Raw genomic sequence first — 14,661 nt, 5'->3', positions numbered from 1 at the left:
GGCGGGAACCCGGCCTCGGAAACGTCAGCCGTCGGCTGAGCCGCGTTCCAGCAGCGGCTGGATCCGGAACGGGATCATCTCGCTCATGGCCAGCGCGGTGTCCGTCCGGTCCACACCGCCGCAAGCCAGGATCTTTCCGTTGATCCGGAACAGATCCTCGGCATCGAGGGCCACGACGCGCAGCAGCAGGTCGGCCGATCCGGTGAGGCCGAAGCCCTCCAGGATCTCCGGGATGTCAGCCAATTCCACCGCCAGTTGGCCGAGCTTCTGCTGCTGTACGTGCACCGAAATGAAAGCCATCAGGGGGTAGCCCAGCGAGGCCGGATTGATGCGGCGCTCAAAGGAGAGGAATACGTGTTTCTTCTCCAGCTGGGCCATCCGGGCCTGCACGGTATTCCGTGAGAGACCCAGCTTCTGTGCCAGCGCAACCACGGTCCTGCGGGGGTCCCGCGCCAGGGCAGAAAGCAGGCGGGTGTCGGTGCCATCCAGGGGTTGCATAGTGCGCAAGATTAGCACGGTCCGCTGCGGTCCGGCAGTGCAGAATGCTCAATTATCGTGCAGCCGGTTGTACCCAATGAGAGTTGTGAGTAGGGTCACAACTATCCGGGGCAACGGCGCCCGGGCGGCTGGCACAGACCGGGATCACGAGTCCCGAAAGTCCCGGTCAGACGACGTCAGAAGGTGCGGAAAACTGTGTTTACCGACGACGCGGGCAAGGGCGGCATTTCCGCCGGTGGCCCCGGAAACAGTGCAGAATCAAACAGGCGCTCGGGCGGGGACCTCCTCCAGCTCATTACCCCCGGGGGTGAACGCGTCAGCCATCCCGAGTTCGACCCCTGGGTCCAGGACGTCAGTGACGACCAGCTCGGGTCGCTCTACGAGGACATGGTGGTTATCCGCCGGATCGACACCGAGGCAACCGCCCTGCAGCGCCAGGGCGAGCTGGCCCTGTGGCCCCCGCTACTGGGCCAGGAAGCGTCCCAGATCGGCTCTGCCCGTGCCCTCCGCGACGACGACTTCGTCTTCCCCAGCTATCGCGACAACGGCGTCGCCTATTGCCGGGGCGTCAACCCGGAGGACCTTGTCAAGGCCTGGCGGGGCAACGCGCTAGCGGGCTGGGACCCCTACACAGTCAACGTCGCAACCCAGCAGATCATCATCGGCGCCCAGACCCTGCACGCCACCGGCTACGCGATGGGAATCCAGAACGACGGCGCCGATTCAGTCGCCGTGGCGTACTTCGGTGACGGTGCCACGAGCGAGGGTGACGTCAACGAGGCCCTGGTGTTTGCCGCCAGCTTCCAGTCCCCGGTGGTCTTCTTCTGCCAGAACAACCACTGGGCCATTTCCGAGCCCGTCCGGCTGCAGTCCCACATCCAGATCGCGGACCGTGCTGCAGGGTTCGGCATCCCCAGCATGCGGGTGGACGGCAACGACGTCCTGGCCGTGATGGCGGCAACCCGGATCGCCACCGACCGGGCGCGCCGCGGCGGCGGTCCCACCTTCATCGAGGCCGTCACCTACCGGATGGGTCCGCACACCACGGCCGATGACCCCACCAAGTACCGGGACGCCAACGAACTCGAGGACTGGGCCGCGAAGGACCCGATCGCCCGGTTGAAGTCACTGCTTGACCGCAAGGGACTGCTCACCGCGGAACGTGAAACCGCCGTCGCCGCCAAGGCGGATGCGGTGGCCAAAGCGCTGCGGTCCGGCACCATCAACATGCCGGAGCCGGCGCCGATGGATATTTTCAAACACGTCTACAGCACCCCGCATTCCCCGCTGGACCGCCAGCAGGACCACTATTCCCGTTACCTGGCTTCCTTCGGCGATCCCGCAGAGGCCGCTTCTGAAGAAGGTGCACGCTGATGACGCAGATGACCTTTGCCCGAGCCATCAATTCGGGCCTGCGCAAGTCCCTCGAGAATGATCCGAAGGTGATCCTCATGGGCGAGGACATCGGCGCCCTAGGCGGTGTCTTCCGCGTCACCGACGGGCTGCAGAAGGATTTCGGCACGCACCGCGTTGTGGACACCCCGCTGGCCGAATCCGGCATTATGGGCACAGCCGTAGGCCTGGCCTACCGCGGGTACCGCCCGGTGGTGGAAATCCAGTTCGACGGTTTTATCTACCCGGCGTTCGACCAGATCGTCAGCCAGGTCGCCAAGATGCACTACCGCACCCAGGGGGCGGTGAAGATGCCCATTACCATCCGGGTGCCCTTCGGCGGCGGCATCGGGTCCCCGGAACACCATTCCGAATCACCCGAGGCCTATTTCACGCACACCTCGGGCCTGCGTGTGATCTCCGTTTCCAACCCGCAGGATGCCTACACGATGATCCAGCAGGCCATCGCCTCGGATGATCCGGTGTTGTACTTCGAGCCCAAGCGGCGTTACCACGACAAGGGCGAGGTGGACGAAAACCTGGAGCCCGCCGCCGCGTTGCCGATGGAGAAGGCCCGGGTGGTCACCGTGGGCACGGACGTTACCCTCGTGGCCTACGGCCCGCTGGTCAAGACTGCCAAAGACGCCGCCCTCGCCGCGGCGGACGAGGGTATTTCGATCGAGGTCATCGACCTGCGCTCACTGGCCCCGCTGGACTTCGCAACCCTGGAGGCCTCGGTCCGGAAGACCGGCCGGCTCGTTATCACCCACGAAGCGTCCCAGACCGGCGGAATCGGCGCCGAAGTCGCCGCGGGCATCACCGAACGCTGTTTCTACCATCTCGAGGCCGCCCCGGTCCGGGTAACAGGCTTCGACGTCCCCTACCCGTCCTCAAAGCTTGAAATGCACCATCTCCCGGGACTGGACCGCATCCTGGACGGCGTCGACCGTGCCCTGGGCCGCCACAACTCCCTGAGCGGACTGGAAGGATGAGCGCCACCATGATCAAGGAATTCAGGCTCCCGGACCTCGGTGAAGGTCTGACCGAATCGGAAATCGTCGCGTGGAGAGTCGCGGTGGGGGACACCGTCGCGCTCAACCAGATCATCGCGGAAGTGGAAACTGCCAAGGCCGTCGTCGAGCTCCCCTCGCCGTTCGCCGGCGTTATCACCGTGCTGCACGAACAGCCCGGCACCGTCGTCGAGGTGGGCAAAGCGATCGTTTCCTTCGAAGTGGAGGCCGACGCCGGCGAGGCAGCCGCCGACGGGGCAGCCGCACCTGCCGCGCGCGAACCGAATCTCGTCGGTTACGGCGCCGTCCTGGAAGCCTCGGGCCGGCCGGCGCGCCGCGCCCGCAACTTCGCCGCCCCGGCTGCCTCAGCCGCCGTCCAGCACGCCCGGTCCGCCCCGGTCCTCGAACCGGTCCCGGCCGCGCCGGTGCTGCCGGTGGACCAACCCGTCGAGACGCGGCCTGCCGCTTCGGACTCCGCCGAACGCCCACGGTCCACACCGCCGGTGCGCAAGCTGGCCAGGGATCTCGGCGTTGATCTCGCTGCGGTCACCGGCACCGGGGAGTTTGGGCTGATCACCCGCGATGACGTCCGCAACTTCGCCGGCGGCGGGGACTTGCCGGTGGCGGGCCGTGGCCTGGCCGGGATGTCCGAGCAGGACGTGGTCCCGGGCCGGGGTGAGCGGGAAACCCGGACGCCGATCAAGGGCGTGCGCAAGTTCACTGCCGCCGCGATGGTCTCCAGCGCGTTCACCGCGCCGCACGTCACGGAGTTCCTGACCATCGACGTCACCCCGACCATGGAACTGCTGGCGAAGCTCAAGGCCAGCCGGGCGTTTGCCGGCTACAAACTCACTCCGCTGACCCTGGTGTCCAAGGCCGTGCTCATCGCACTGAAGAACCACCCGACGCTCAACACCCGCTGGGACGAAGCGAACCAGGAGATCGTCCAGTACAACTACGTGAACCTGGGCATCGCGGCAGCTACCCCGCGCGGACTGACAGTGCCCAACATCAAGGATGCCGACCGAATGTCCCTGCTGGAGCTTTCCGCCGCGTTGACGGAGCTGACGGACACGGCGCGGTCCGGCAAAACGAGTCCGGCCAACCTGTCCGGGGGGACGATGTCCATCACGAATATTGGTGTCTTTGGCATCGACTCCGGTACTCCCATCCTGAACCCGGGAGAGGCAGCAATTCTCGCGCTGGGTGCGGTGCGGAAGATGCCCTGGGAGTACCGGGACGACGTCGCGCTGCGCCAAGTGATGACACTGAGTCTCTCTTTCGACCACCGGTTGGTCGACGGCGAGCAGGGTTCGCGTTTCCTGCAGGATCTCGGGATTATACTCACGGATCCGGCGATGGTACTGGCGATGGTCTAGCGCTGGTCCGGGGACGGAGCCGGGTCGCAGGGGCCGCCCAGGAAACGCAGCAGCTGGCGCGGAACCGGGGCCGAATTTTCGCGGGAAAGCGGCCGCGCGCCGTCGGGGCCTTGCGGATCGGTTGACAGGTGCTGCTGAACGCCGTCGATCCGGCTGACCAGGTCCCGGATAGCGTCCAGATGGGAGCCGAAGATAAATGGCCATGGACCGTCCGGAGCGCCCAGGATCAGTTCGGGGAGCGGGGTGTCGTCCGGCATGCCCCACGCGCTGGCCAATACCCGGGCGGCAATGTCCCGGGCCAGCCCGGCCGTTCTGAGTTCCAGCAACAGCGCGCTGCGCTCCGGTGTTCCACCCGGCGGCAGGGAATCCGCCTGGTGCAGGGCAGCGAGCACAGCAGCCAGATGCCGGCGTTCTTCCCACAGTGCGGCCGACAATTCGTTGGCAGCACCGTCGGCATGCCGCAGCGGAGCAGCCGGCGGTATCCGCCCGGGCACGCCGGCTGCCGACTGTTCCGCGTCCCCGGGGGACATCCGGTGCAGGTGCCCGGCCGTGAAGCGCTCACCAGGTTCCATAAGGATCAGCCTTTCAGGTAGTCGGGGGGCGGGCCGGGCAGGCAGTGTTGGCGGGGAGCAGCCCCGGATCCGGTCACTACCCGGAACCGGAAGCGAAACTGCGGGCGGCGGTGAGCACCCGCACGGCGGTGTCGTCGCGTTCGCTGTCGCGCAGCAGCCGTGCGGGCGACGAATCGCCCAGTAGCGGGTTCATCGCGTCGAACCAGGCCTGAATTACCTCCGGGCTGCACGACTCAGTCAGGGAACGGGCAATCTGGTACGTGTCCCGCAGCCGTTTCACAGTGGGTGCCGAGGGGGACCGCTCGTGGGCTATCCACTGACGCACGGCGCGGGTTTCCTTGACTGCGCCGATCTGGGCCACAAGGCGCAACCCAATCAAGTCAGAGAGCGCCTGCACCAGCGCAGGAACCTCCATGCTTACCGCTTCCCGGTAGGCTTTCTGCGCGCCGTCGGGTGTCCCCGGCGTGGTCATCGCCGCCCGCCACGGACGCTGTTGTCCGCCGGGCTGCGGCGCGTTCGTGGCTGGCTGCACAGGTGAATTACCAGGCTTTCCAGCGGCTTCGAATTCTGGACTGCACCCATTATTCAGCGACTCCTGTTGGTGGGCTGAGCTTCCGATGCTTGGAAATTTACGCCCGGGGAGCCGCTCCGGCCCGAGTGGCCGCTACCCGATTCCTGCCGTCGAGTGCACGGATGGTGCGCATCCGGTACGTATAAATCGGAGAACCACTACTTGTTAAACAGCAATAATCACTTGCTAAGTCAAAGGGTTAGGCACCACAAATCACTTTCGGAATGAACCTGAAATCACTGCACTCTGAACCGTTAAAACGCATTGTGAATCACATGCAATCGCTGTGCGGAAGGCCCACCCTGGGCGCCGGATCCGCACGTACCTGGGCGCGGGCGACGGTGCCGCGCTAACCCTGATCCGTAACCGACCCGGCCGCCGGCGCCAGGAGCGCCGCGAGCGCCATGCTTTCCAGCAACGGACGGGCCCGTTTTGCGGCCATCGGGCGTCCGTGGCCCCGGACCGAGTGGGGGGTGGAGTTGATCAGTCCGAAGGTGGCGTGGGCGCGCAGGCGCAATTCTGCCGATTCCGTGCCGGCATGCAGCGCGGCGAGAACTTCCACCCACAATTCCACGTAGCTGCGCTGGAGCATACGGACCTCCGACTGGTCCGCGGTGGCCAGGTTGCTGAAATCCTGGTCCTGGACCCGGATGACGTCGGGGCGGCTCAGGGCGAAGTCAACGTGGAAAGCCACCAGTCGCTCCAGCGCGGTCGCGGCGTCCGCGGATGATGCCACGACGCTGCGGCCGCCGGACAGCAGGTCCTGGCTGACGCTCAACAAAAGCGCGCCGAGGACGGCCTGCTTGCCGGCGAAGTGCCGGTAGACTGCCGGACCACTGACGCCCGCCGCAGCCCCGAGATCCTCGAGCGACACACGGTGGTAGCCCTCTGCAGCGAACAGCGCAGCGGCTGCGGTCAGTAGGGCCTGGCGCCGGAATTGCTTCGCCTGGCTGCGCTGGCTGGTCTGGCTGCGCTGGCTGGTCTGGCTGGGGCCGGTCACCGGCACATCCCCTCATTTTCACTGATGCCTGTGTTGGACATCACAGTTAATAGAGACTAACCTAAATCTCAGTTACACGTCACTAACCGAATGGCCGGAATTCGCCGGCGATCATCGGCCGCCCCCAGCACGCGGGCCAGGAACGGAAGCAGTCAATGGAGACAATCGCCAGTCAGGTGGACGCCGCGGGTGCTGCCTTCGCCGCGAACCGCGAGGCCCAGCTGGTGCTGGCCCGGGAGCTGAAGGAACGCCTCGCTGCCGCCGCGCTGGGCGGGCCGGAAAAGTCGCGGGAACGGCACGTGGCGCGCGGCAAGCTGCTCCCGCGCGAACGGATCGATCGGCTGCTCGATGATGGGAGCCCGTTCCTGGAGATCGCACCGCTGGCTGCCGAGGGCATGTACAACGGCGATTCTCCCGGCGCCGGCGTGATTGCCGGGATCGGGCTGGTCCATGGCCGCCAGGTCCTGGTGATTTCCAACGACGCCACGGTCAAGGGTGGGACGTACTACCCGTTGACGGTGAAAAAGCACCTCCGGGCGCAGGAAATCGCCATGGAGAACCGGCTGCCGTGTATATACCTTGTGGATTCGGGCGGGGCGTTCCTGCCCAAGCAGGACGAGGTTTTCCCGGACAAGGAGCACTTTGGCCGCATCTTTTTCAACCAGGCCAGGATGTCTGCGGCCAGGATCCCGCAGATCGCCTCGGTGATGGGCTCGTGCACCGCGGGCGGGGCGTATGTTCCCGCGATGAGTGATGAGACAGTGATTGTCCGTAACCAGGGCACCATTTTCCTGGGCGGCCCGCCCTTGGTGAAGGCCGCGATCGGCGAGATCGTCACGGCCGAGGAACTCGGCGGCGGGGAGGTGCATTCGAAGATCTCCGGTGTGACGGACCACCTGGCCGAAAACGATGAGCATGCGCTGCAGATCGTCCGGGACATCGTCTCCACCCTGCCGAAGCCGGCGGAGCCCGTCTGGGACGTGGATACCGCCGTCGAGCCGGTAGCGGACCCGGCGGAGTTGTATGGCGCCGTCCCCACGGATGTGAATGCCCAGTACGACGTCCGCGAAGTCATTGCGCGGCTGGTGGACGCCAGCCGCTTCCACGAATTCAAAAAGAACTATGGCACCACCTTGGTGACCGGTTTCGCGAGGCTGCACGGCCATCCGGTGGGGATCGTGGCGAATAATGGTGTGCTGTTCAGTGAGTCATCACTTAAAGGCGCGCACTTCATCGAACTCTGCGACCAGCGCGGCATACCGTTGGTCTTCCTGCAGAATCTCTCCGGTTTTATGGTCGGCAAGGACTACGAGCAGGGCGGCATCGCCAAGAACGGTGCCAAGATGGTCACCGCCGTCGCCACCGCCCGGGTGCCCAAACTGACCGTGGTGATCGGCGGGTCCTTCGGCGCCGGAAACTATTCGATGTGCGGCCGGGCCTACTCGCCGCGCTTCCTGTGGATGTGGCCGGCGTCCCGGATCTCCGTGATGGGCGGCAACCAGGCCTCCGGTGTGCTCGCCACGGTCAAGCGGGACCAGTTCGAGGCCCGCGGCGAAGAGTGGTCGGCCGCAGACGAGGAAGCGTTCAAAGCGCCGATTAAGGCCCAGTACGAGGACCAGGGCAGCCCGTACTATTCCACCGCCCGCCTTTGGGACGACGGCGTGATCGACCCCGCGGACACCCGCACCGTCCTGGGACTGGCGCTCGACGTCGTCTCCCGCACCCCGCTGCCGGAGACCTCCTTCGGCCTGTTCCGGATGTGAGCCAACAGTGACTACGACTCCTCCAACACCCGCTAAGCCGCTCTTTGGCACCGTGCTGGTCGCCAACCGCGGCGAGATCGCCTGCCGTGTGATCCGGACCCTGCGCGCCCTGGGCATCCGTTCGGTGGCGGTCTATTCCGACGCCGACGCCGGTGCACGGCACGTGCGGGAAGCCGACGTCGCCGTCCGGATCGGCCCGGCGGCCGCCACCGAGAGCTACCTGAAGATCGGCGCCATCGTCCAGGCCTGCCGCGACACCGGCGCCGAGGCCGTGCACCCCGGCTACGGTTTCCTGAGCGAGAACGTCGACTTCGCCCGCGCCCTGGAAACAGCCGGGATCACGTTCATAGGCCCCGGCGTCGAATCCCTCAACGTCATGGGTGACAAGATCCGCTCCAAGAACCACGTCACCGGCTACGGCGTCCCCGTGGTCCCGGGCATCGCCGAACCCGGGATGAGCGACGCCCGGCTCATCGAGGCAGCCGACGGCGTCGGCTACCCGCTGCTGATCAAGCCTTCCGCCGGCGGCGGCGGCAAGGGCATGCACATCGTTGAAGGGCCCGGGGAACTGGAAGCCACCCTGGCCACGGCCCGCCGGGTCGCGGCGAGCGCCTTCGGCGACGACACCCTCTTCCTGGAACGGCTCGTCACCACCCCGCGGCACATCGAGGTGCAGGTTCTGGCGGACAACCACGGCAACGTCATCCACCTGGGCGAGCGAGAGTGCTCGCTGCAGCGCCGGCACCAGAAAGTCATTGAGGAGGCCCCGTCCCCGCTGCTGGAGTCCCTGCTCAACGGCGCGGAAATCCGGGCCCGGATCGGCGAGGCCGCCTGCCAGGCCGCGCGGAGCGTCAACTACTCCGGCGCCGGCACCGTGGAATTCCTCGTCTCGGACAGCGCCCCGGACGAATTCTTTTTTATGGAGATGAACACCCGCCTGCAGGTCGAGCACCCGGTCACCGAGATGGTCACCGGAATCGACTTGGTCGAATGGCAGGTCCGGATCGCCGCCGGCGAGGAACTCACCATCCGGCAGGACGACGTCGTCCTCACCGGGCACTCGGTGGAGGCCCGGGTGTACGCCGAGGTGCCGGAGAAGAACTTCCTGCCGTCCACCGGCCGGGTCGTGCTGCTGGACGAACTGCCGGACGCCGCGGCGGGCCGCGTCCGCGTTGACTCCGCTTTGCTGGAAGGCCTGGAGATCTCCTCGAGCTATGACCCGATGATCTCCAAGGTCATTGCGTGGGGGGAGGACCGCACCTTGGCCCTGGACACCCTGGATGAGGCGCTCGCCGGGTACACCGCCCTGGGCATCGACACCAACGTCGAGTACCTGCGCCTGCTGATCAACGACGCCGACGTCCGCGCCGGCCGGCTCGACACCGGCCTGATCGAACGGAAGATGCCCGAGTTCAGCTTCCGGCATGCGGGCGACTTCGAGCTGGCCGCTGCCGCCGTCTTCGCCGCGGCGATGCGGGAGCACGATGCGCAGGACGCGGGGAAGGGCCCGTGGGATCGCGCCGGCGGGTGGAGGCTCGGCGCCCGCGCCCCCCGCCGGATCAGCCTGGGCACACCCGACGGCGGTATCGCCACGGTGGAGGTGTTCGGCTCGGTAGGGCAGGGGACGGGGACGGTGAGTGTCAATGGTGGCCCGCAGCGTACGGCGTCATTGGGTTTCGGCCGGCGCAACCAGGCGGAGGCCACCCTCGGTGGCGAATCCCGGCGGTTCTCACTCGCACAGGCGTCCACGGGTCCCTACCGCCCGGGGCCGGACAGCCCGGCGCCCACGGAGATATTCCTCGGCAACGACGGCTGGTCCTGCCGCCTCGAGGTGCTGACCCGCGAGGCCCGGCTGGCCCGGGTGCTCGCCGCCGTCGACCGCGAGGAAGGCGCCGCCGACCCCGCGGTGCGCTCGCCGATGCCCGGCACAGTGGTGTCAGTCTCGGTCGAAAACGGCGACGCCGTGACAGCCGGCCAGGTGCTGCTCGCGGTGGAGGCCATGAAGATGGAACACCAGCTCGTGGCGCCGCTGGCCGGCACCGTCCACATCAGCGCTACCTCGGGCGACCTCGTCAAGGCAGACCAGGTTCTCGCTACCATCCACCCGCACGCCCCGGTTCCGCCGGAGGACGCTGCCGAAGACACGGTCGAGGAAGCCGCCATCTCCATGGGCGCCGCGGACTAGCGCCGCACACCTCCAGCACCATTCCCCAGCAAACAGCCCCACAGACCCGACACAGGAGCCACCCCCATGCCAGATTTTGAACTCAGCGAGGAATACCAGGACCTCAGCGACACCGTCCGCGAATTCGCCGACCAGGTGGTTGCCCCGGTCTCCGCCAAGCACGACGAGGAACACAGCTTCCCCTACGAAGTCGTCGACCAGATGGCGGACATGGGCCTGTTCGGCCTGCCCTTCCCGGAGGAGTTCGGCGGTATGGGCGGGGACTACTTCGCCCTCGCCCTGGCCCTTGAACAGCTCGGCCGGGTGGACCAGTCCGTTGCCATCACCCTGGAAGCGGGCGTCTCGCTCGGCGCCATGCCAATCCACCGCTTTGGCAACGAGGCGCAGAAGCAGGAATGGCTGCCGCTGCTGGCCTCCGGCAAGGCCCTCGCCGGCTTCGGCCTGACCGAACCGGAAGCCGGCTCCGACGCCGGCGGCACCAAGACCACCGCCCGGCTCGAGGGCGTCGGAGACGCAAAAAATTGGGTCATCAACGGCAACAAGGAGTTCATCACCAACTCCGGTACCGACATCACCCGCCTTGTCACCGTCACCGCTGTCACCGGCCAGGCGGAGCGCCCGGACGGGAGTATCAAAAAGGAAATCTCCACCATTCTGGTGCCCGCCAACACCCCCGGCTTCACGGCGGAGAAGGCCTACAACAAGGTCGGCTGGAACGCCTCGGACACACACCCGCTGACCCTGGACAACGTCCATGTGCCGGAAGAAAACCTGCTCGGCACCCGGGGCCGGGGCTACGCGAACTTCCTCTCCATCCTGGACGAGGGCAGGATCGCGATCGCGGCGCTGGCCGTCGGCGCGGCCCAGGGCTGCGTGGACCAGTCGGTGAAATACGCCAAGGAACGCAGCGCTTTCGGGCAGAACATCGGCAAGTACCAGGCCATCGCGTTCAAGATCGCCCGGATGGAAGCCCGGGCACACACCGCACGCCTGGCCTACTACGACGCGGCCGCCAGGATGCTCGCCGGCAAGCCGTTCAAGACGCAGGCGGCCATCGCTAAGATGGTCGCAGGCGAGGCAGCCATGGACAACGCGCGGGACGCCACCCAGGTGTTCGGCGGCTACGGCTTCATCAACGAATTCACCGTGGCACGCCACTACCGCGACTCCAAGATCCTTGAAGTCGGTGAGGGCACCACCGAAGTCCAGTTGATGCTGATCGCCCGCGAACTGGGGCTCTGACCGGCCGCCGGCCGCAACTGTCGAGGGAAGGGTCACCGATGATCAATAAAGTTGTTGCCAGCGCGGCCGAGGCCGTCGCGGACATCCCTAACGGAGCCTCGCTCGCCGTCGGCGGATTCGGGCTGTGCGGGATCCCGGTGGCCCTGATCGAGGCCCTGCACCGGGGCGGCGCCACGAATCTGGAGACCGTCAGCAACAACTGCGGGGTCGACGACTGGGGACTCGGGATCCTGCTCAAGGAAGGCCGGATCCGCCGCACCATCAGCTCCTACGTGGGGGAGAACAAGGAATTCGCCCGGCAGTACCTTGCCGGTGAACTCGAGGTGGTCCTCACCCCACAAGGCACACTCGCCGAGAAGCTGCGTGCCGGCGGTGCCGGTATTCCCGCGTTCTACACCCCGGCCGGCGTCGGCACCCAGGTCTCCGAGGGCGGCCTGCCGCAAAAGTACGACGCCGACGGGAACGTCGCGATCGCCTCCGCGGCAAAGGAGGTGCGCAACTTCAACGGCGCCGACTTCGTGCTGGAGGAGTCGCTGACCCCCGACTTCGGCCTCGTGCACGCCTGGAAGGGCGACCGGCACGGAAACCTCGTGTTCCACGCCACGGCGATGAACTTCAACCCGCTGTGTGCCATGGCAGCGAAAATCACCATCGCCGAGGTCGAGGAACTGGTGGAGCCAGGGGAGCTGGATCCGGAACACGTCCACGTCCCGGGCATCTTTGTCCAGCGCGTGGTGCTGGCGCCCGGCGTCGAGAAGCGGATCGAGAAGCGGACCGTCGCGGTGCCGGCCTCCGGCCCCGTGTCCGGCAGCACCGACCAGGCAGGAGCATGACTGTGAAGACGAACAATGCGCAGGGGGAGCCGCCGCGTCCGGAGGCGGTCCGGCACGAATACCGGCGATCCGCCGTCGTACATCCCGCCGGTGTGAGCCCTGACACGAAGGGCTGGACCCGCCACGAACTCGCCGCCCGGGTGGCGCAGGAGCTGCATAACGGCCAGTACGTCAACCTCGGCATCGGGATGCCCACGCTGATCCCCAACTACATTCCGGCCGGCGTTGAGGTGGTGCTGCACTCGGAGAACGGAATCCTCGGCGTCGGGCCCTACCCGGGGGAGGGCCAGGTCGATCCGGACCTGATCAACGCCGGCAAGGAAACCGTCACGGTCAACAAGGGCGCCGCCTTCTTCGATTCAGCCGCCTCCTTCGGCATGATCCGGGGCGGGCACGTGGATGTGGCCGTGCTCGGCGCCATGGAGGTCGCCCAGAACGGGGACCTGGCCAACTGGATGATCCCCGGCAAAATGGTCAAGGGCATGGGCGGCGCCATGGACCTCGTCTTCGGCGCCAAGAAGGTGATCGTGATGATGGAGCACGTGGACCGCAACGGCAGGCCCAAAATCGTGGAACACTGCACACTGCCCCTGACCGGAAAGGGCTGCGTGGACCGCATCATCACCGACCTCGCCGTGATCGACGTCGTGACCGAGGGCGGGAAGTCCCGGCTGGTGCTCCGCGAACTTGCCCCCAATGTGTCCGTGGAAGACGTGGCCGCGGCCACCGGCGCCGAACTCTTCGAGGAAGACCAGGAACTGACGGTATGAGGACTGAACCATTGCGGGCGCGTGAGCCCCGGATCGTCGAACAGCGCGGCCTCTATTTCGACGAGCTCGAGGAAGACGTGGTCTACGCGCACCGGCCCGGCCGGACCGTCACCGAGACGGACAACGTCCTCTTCACCACCATGACCATGAACACCCAGGCGCTGCACCTCGATGCCGCCTGGAGCGCGGACCAGCCGTTTGGCCAGCGCCTGATGAACTCGATGTTCACCCTGGCCACCGTCGTGGGGCAGTCAGTGCCGCAGCTGACCCAGGGCACGATCATCGCCCAGCTGGGGATGACTGACGTGTCCTTCCCGCACCCGATGTACCACGGCGATACCCTCTACACCGAGACTGTGGTGACCGGGAAACGGTTATCCTCCTCCCGCCAGGGGCAAGGGATTGTGACCCTGAAGCACACCGGCCGGAACCAGGACGGCGACGTTGTTGCGCTCGCCACCCGCAGCTGCCTGATGTGGGTGCGCGAAGCACATGCAGAGGCGCAGAATGCGCGCAAGAGCGGAGAATAGACACATGAGCTTCCTGATGGGTCCTGCCCTGCTGTTTTGCCCTGCCGACCGCCCCGAGCGCTACCAGAAGGCTGCCGAGCGCTCCGACGCCGTCATCGTGGACCTGGAGGACGCGGTGGCCCCGGCGGATAAACAGCGTGCCCGCGGCGCCATCCTTGCCCAGCTCGGGGCCACCGGGGACGTCCCCGAGCTCGATCCGAGCCGGACGATCATCCGGATCAACCCGGCCGGCACCGCAGAGTTCGAAAAAGACCTACACTGCCTCAAGCACACTCCGTACCGGCACGTGATGCTCGCCAAGGCTGAAAGCGCCGGGCAGCTCAAGGAACTCGAGGGGTACAGTGTCATTGCGCTCTGTGAGACGGCACTGGGGATCGTCAACGCCGCCGCCATCGCCGCGGAACCCAATGTGGTGGGCCTGATGTGGGGTGCAGAGGATCTGCTCGCCTCGCTCGGCGGCACCTCCAGCCGGACCGACGACGGCGCCTACCGCGCGGTGGCGCTGCACGCCCGCTCCACGGTGCTGCTGGCCGCCCGGGCGTTCGGCAAGGAAGCGGTTGACTCGGTGTACGTCAACATTCCCGATCTTGAAGGGCTCGCCGCCGAATCCCGTGACGGCGTCGCCTCGGGCTTTGGGTCCAAGGCCTGCATCCATCCGCACCAGGTCGCGGTGGTCCGCGACGCCTATGCGCCCTCCGAATCCGAGGTCGCGGCGGCCAGGGAACTCCTCGAAGCGGCTGCCTCGGCTGGCTCCGGGGTGTTCCAGTTCAACGGCAAGATGGTCGACGGCCCCATCCTTAAGCACGCCGAGTCAACGCTCCGCCGCGCCGGGCACTAGTTTCCGGGCTTGCGGCTCCTGCGCCGGGCCACCGAAGATTCCCAACGTCGGCCCTTCACCAGGAAAAACGGACCCCCA

The 14,661-nt window shown here is 66.7% G+C and carries 14 protein-coding genes; 10 read left to right on the top strand and 4 right to left on the bottom strand.

Going from position 1 to position 14,661, the window contains the following annotated elements; translation table 11 throughout:
- Nucleotides 1-24: 24 nt before the first annotated feature.
- Nucleotides 25-498 carry an Lrp/AsnC family transcriptional regulator gene (locus ABIB49_RS04495; RefSeq protein ID WP_253033265.1) on the bottom strand — a complete coding sequence of 158 codons (474 nt, stop codon included), beginning with the start codon at nt 496-498 and terminating at the stop codon, nt 25-27.
- 195 nt (nt 499-693) lie between these two features.
- Here ABIB49_RS04495 and pdhA point away from each other — a divergent pair, with 195 nt between their 5' ends.
- The 3 genes from pdhA to ABIB49_RS04480 are packed head-to-tail and all read left to right on the top strand — an operon-like array spanning nt 694 to nt 4,279.
- Nucleotides 694-1,872: a pyruvate dehydrogenase (acetyl-transferring) E1 component subunit alpha gene (gene pdhA / locus ABIB49_RS04490; RefSeq protein WP_354156752.1), complete on the top strand. Its 1,179-nt coding sequence runs from the start codon at nt 694-696 to the stop codon at nt 1,870-1,872.
- Nucleotides 1,872-2,882 carry an alpha-ketoacid dehydrogenase subunit beta gene (locus tag ABIB49_RS04485; protein WP_226774249.1) on the top strand — a complete coding sequence of 337 codons (1,011 nt, stop codon included), beginning with the start codon at nt 1,872-1,874 and terminating at the stop codon, nt 2,880-2,882. Before pdhA ends, ABIB49_RS04485 begins: the two co-directional genes overlap by 1 nt.
- Nucleotides 2,879-4,279, top strand: a complete 1,401-nt coding sequence (locus ABIB49_RS04480; protein WP_354156751.1) for a dihydrolipoamide acetyltransferase family protein — start codon at nt 2,879-2,881, stop codon at nt 4,277-4,279. Before ABIB49_RS04485 ends, ABIB49_RS04480 begins: the two co-directional genes overlap by 4 nt.
- Here the strand turns inward: ABIB49_RS04480 and ABIB49_RS04475 are convergent.
- The 3 genes from ABIB49_RS04475 to ABIB49_RS04465 all read right to left on the bottom strand — a co-directional run bounded on the left by ABIB49_RS04475 (nt 4,276) and on the right by ABIB49_RS04465 (nt 6,422).
- Nucleotides 4,276-4,851 (bottom strand): hypothetical protein, encoded by a 576-nt coding sequence (locus ABIB49_RS04475; RefSeq protein ID WP_226774247.1) that lies wholly within the window; start codon nt 4,849-4,851, stop codon nt 4,276-4,278. The two genes, ABIB49_RS04480 and ABIB49_RS04475, sit on opposite strands and share 4 nt — an antisense overlap.
- A gap of 76 nt (nt 4,852-4,927) precedes the next feature.
- The gene (locus tag ABIB49_RS04470; RefSeq protein WP_226774246.1) at nt 4,928-5,323 is read right to left on the bottom strand and encodes a hypothetical protein; all 396 of its coding nucleotides are present in this window, start codon (nt 5,321-5,323) and stop codon (nt 4,928-4,930) included.
- A 448-nt stretch (nt 5,324-5,771) separates the two neighbouring features.
- On the bottom strand, nt 5,772-6,422 hold the full coding sequence (locus tag ABIB49_RS04465; protein ID WP_226774245.1) for an SACE_7040 family transcriptional regulator: 651 nt from the start codon (nt 6,420-6,422) through the stop codon (nt 5,772-5,774).
- Between the two features lie 155 nt (nt 6,423-6,577).
- On the opposite strand from ABIB49_RS04465, the gene ABIB49_RS04460 reads away from it, so the two are divergent.
- From ABIB49_RS04460 to ABIB49_RS04430, 7 genes are all read left to right on the top strand, one after another.
- A complete protein-coding gene (locus ABIB49_RS04460) occupies nt 6,578-8,185 on the top strand; it encodes a carboxyl transferase domain-containing protein (RefSeq protein ID WP_226774244.1) in 1,608 nt (535 codons plus the stop codon).
- A 7-nt stretch (nt 8,186-8,192) separates the two neighbouring features.
- On the top strand, nt 8,193-10,370 hold the full coding sequence (locus ABIB49_RS04455; protein ID WP_354156750.1) for an acetyl/propionyl/methylcrotonyl-CoA carboxylase subunit alpha: 2,178 nt from the start codon (nt 8,193-8,195) through the stop codon (nt 10,368-10,370).
- A 66-nt stretch (nt 10,371-10,436) separates the two neighbouring features.
- A complete protein-coding gene (locus ABIB49_RS04450) occupies nt 10,437-11,612 on the top strand; it encodes an acyl-CoA dehydrogenase family protein (RefSeq protein WP_282359327.1) in 1,176 nt (391 codons plus the stop codon).
- 38 nt (nt 11,613-11,650) lie between these two features.
- Nucleotides 11,651-12,445: a CoA transferase subunit A gene (locus tag ABIB49_RS04445; protein WP_226774241.1), complete on the top strand. Its 795-nt coding sequence runs from the start codon at nt 11,651-11,653 to the stop codon at nt 12,443-12,445.
- A gap of 2 nt (nt 12,446-12,447) precedes the next feature.
- Nucleotides 12,448-13,215 (top strand): CoA transferase subunit B, encoded by a 768-nt coding sequence (locus tag ABIB49_RS04440; protein ID WP_396021246.1) that lies wholly within the window; start codon nt 12,448-12,450, stop codon nt 13,213-13,215.
- Nucleotides 13,212-13,745, top strand: a complete 534-nt coding sequence (locus tag ABIB49_RS04435; RefSeq protein WP_354156749.1) for a MaoC family dehydratase — start codon at nt 13,212-13,214, stop codon at nt 13,743-13,745. Before ABIB49_RS04440 ends, ABIB49_RS04435 begins: the two co-directional genes overlap by 4 nt.
- A gap of 4 nt (nt 13,746-13,749) precedes the next feature.
- Nucleotides 13,750-14,583 carry an HpcH/HpaI aldolase/citrate lyase family protein gene (locus ABIB49_RS04430; protein ID WP_226774238.1) on the top strand — a complete coding sequence of 278 codons (834 nt, stop codon included), beginning with the start codon at nt 13,750-13,752 and terminating at the stop codon, nt 14,581-14,583.
- Nucleotides 14,584-14,661 lie beyond the last annotated feature (78 nt).

It is taken from the genome of Arthrobacter sp. UYCu512 (assembly GCF_040547075.1).
In the GTDB taxonomy this organism is placed as follows: Bacteria; Actinomycetota; Actinomycetes; order Actinomycetales; family Micrococcaceae; genus Arthrobacter.
Note: the sequence above shows the minus strand (reverse complement) of the source record. Positions and strands in the feature narration are given on the sequence as shown.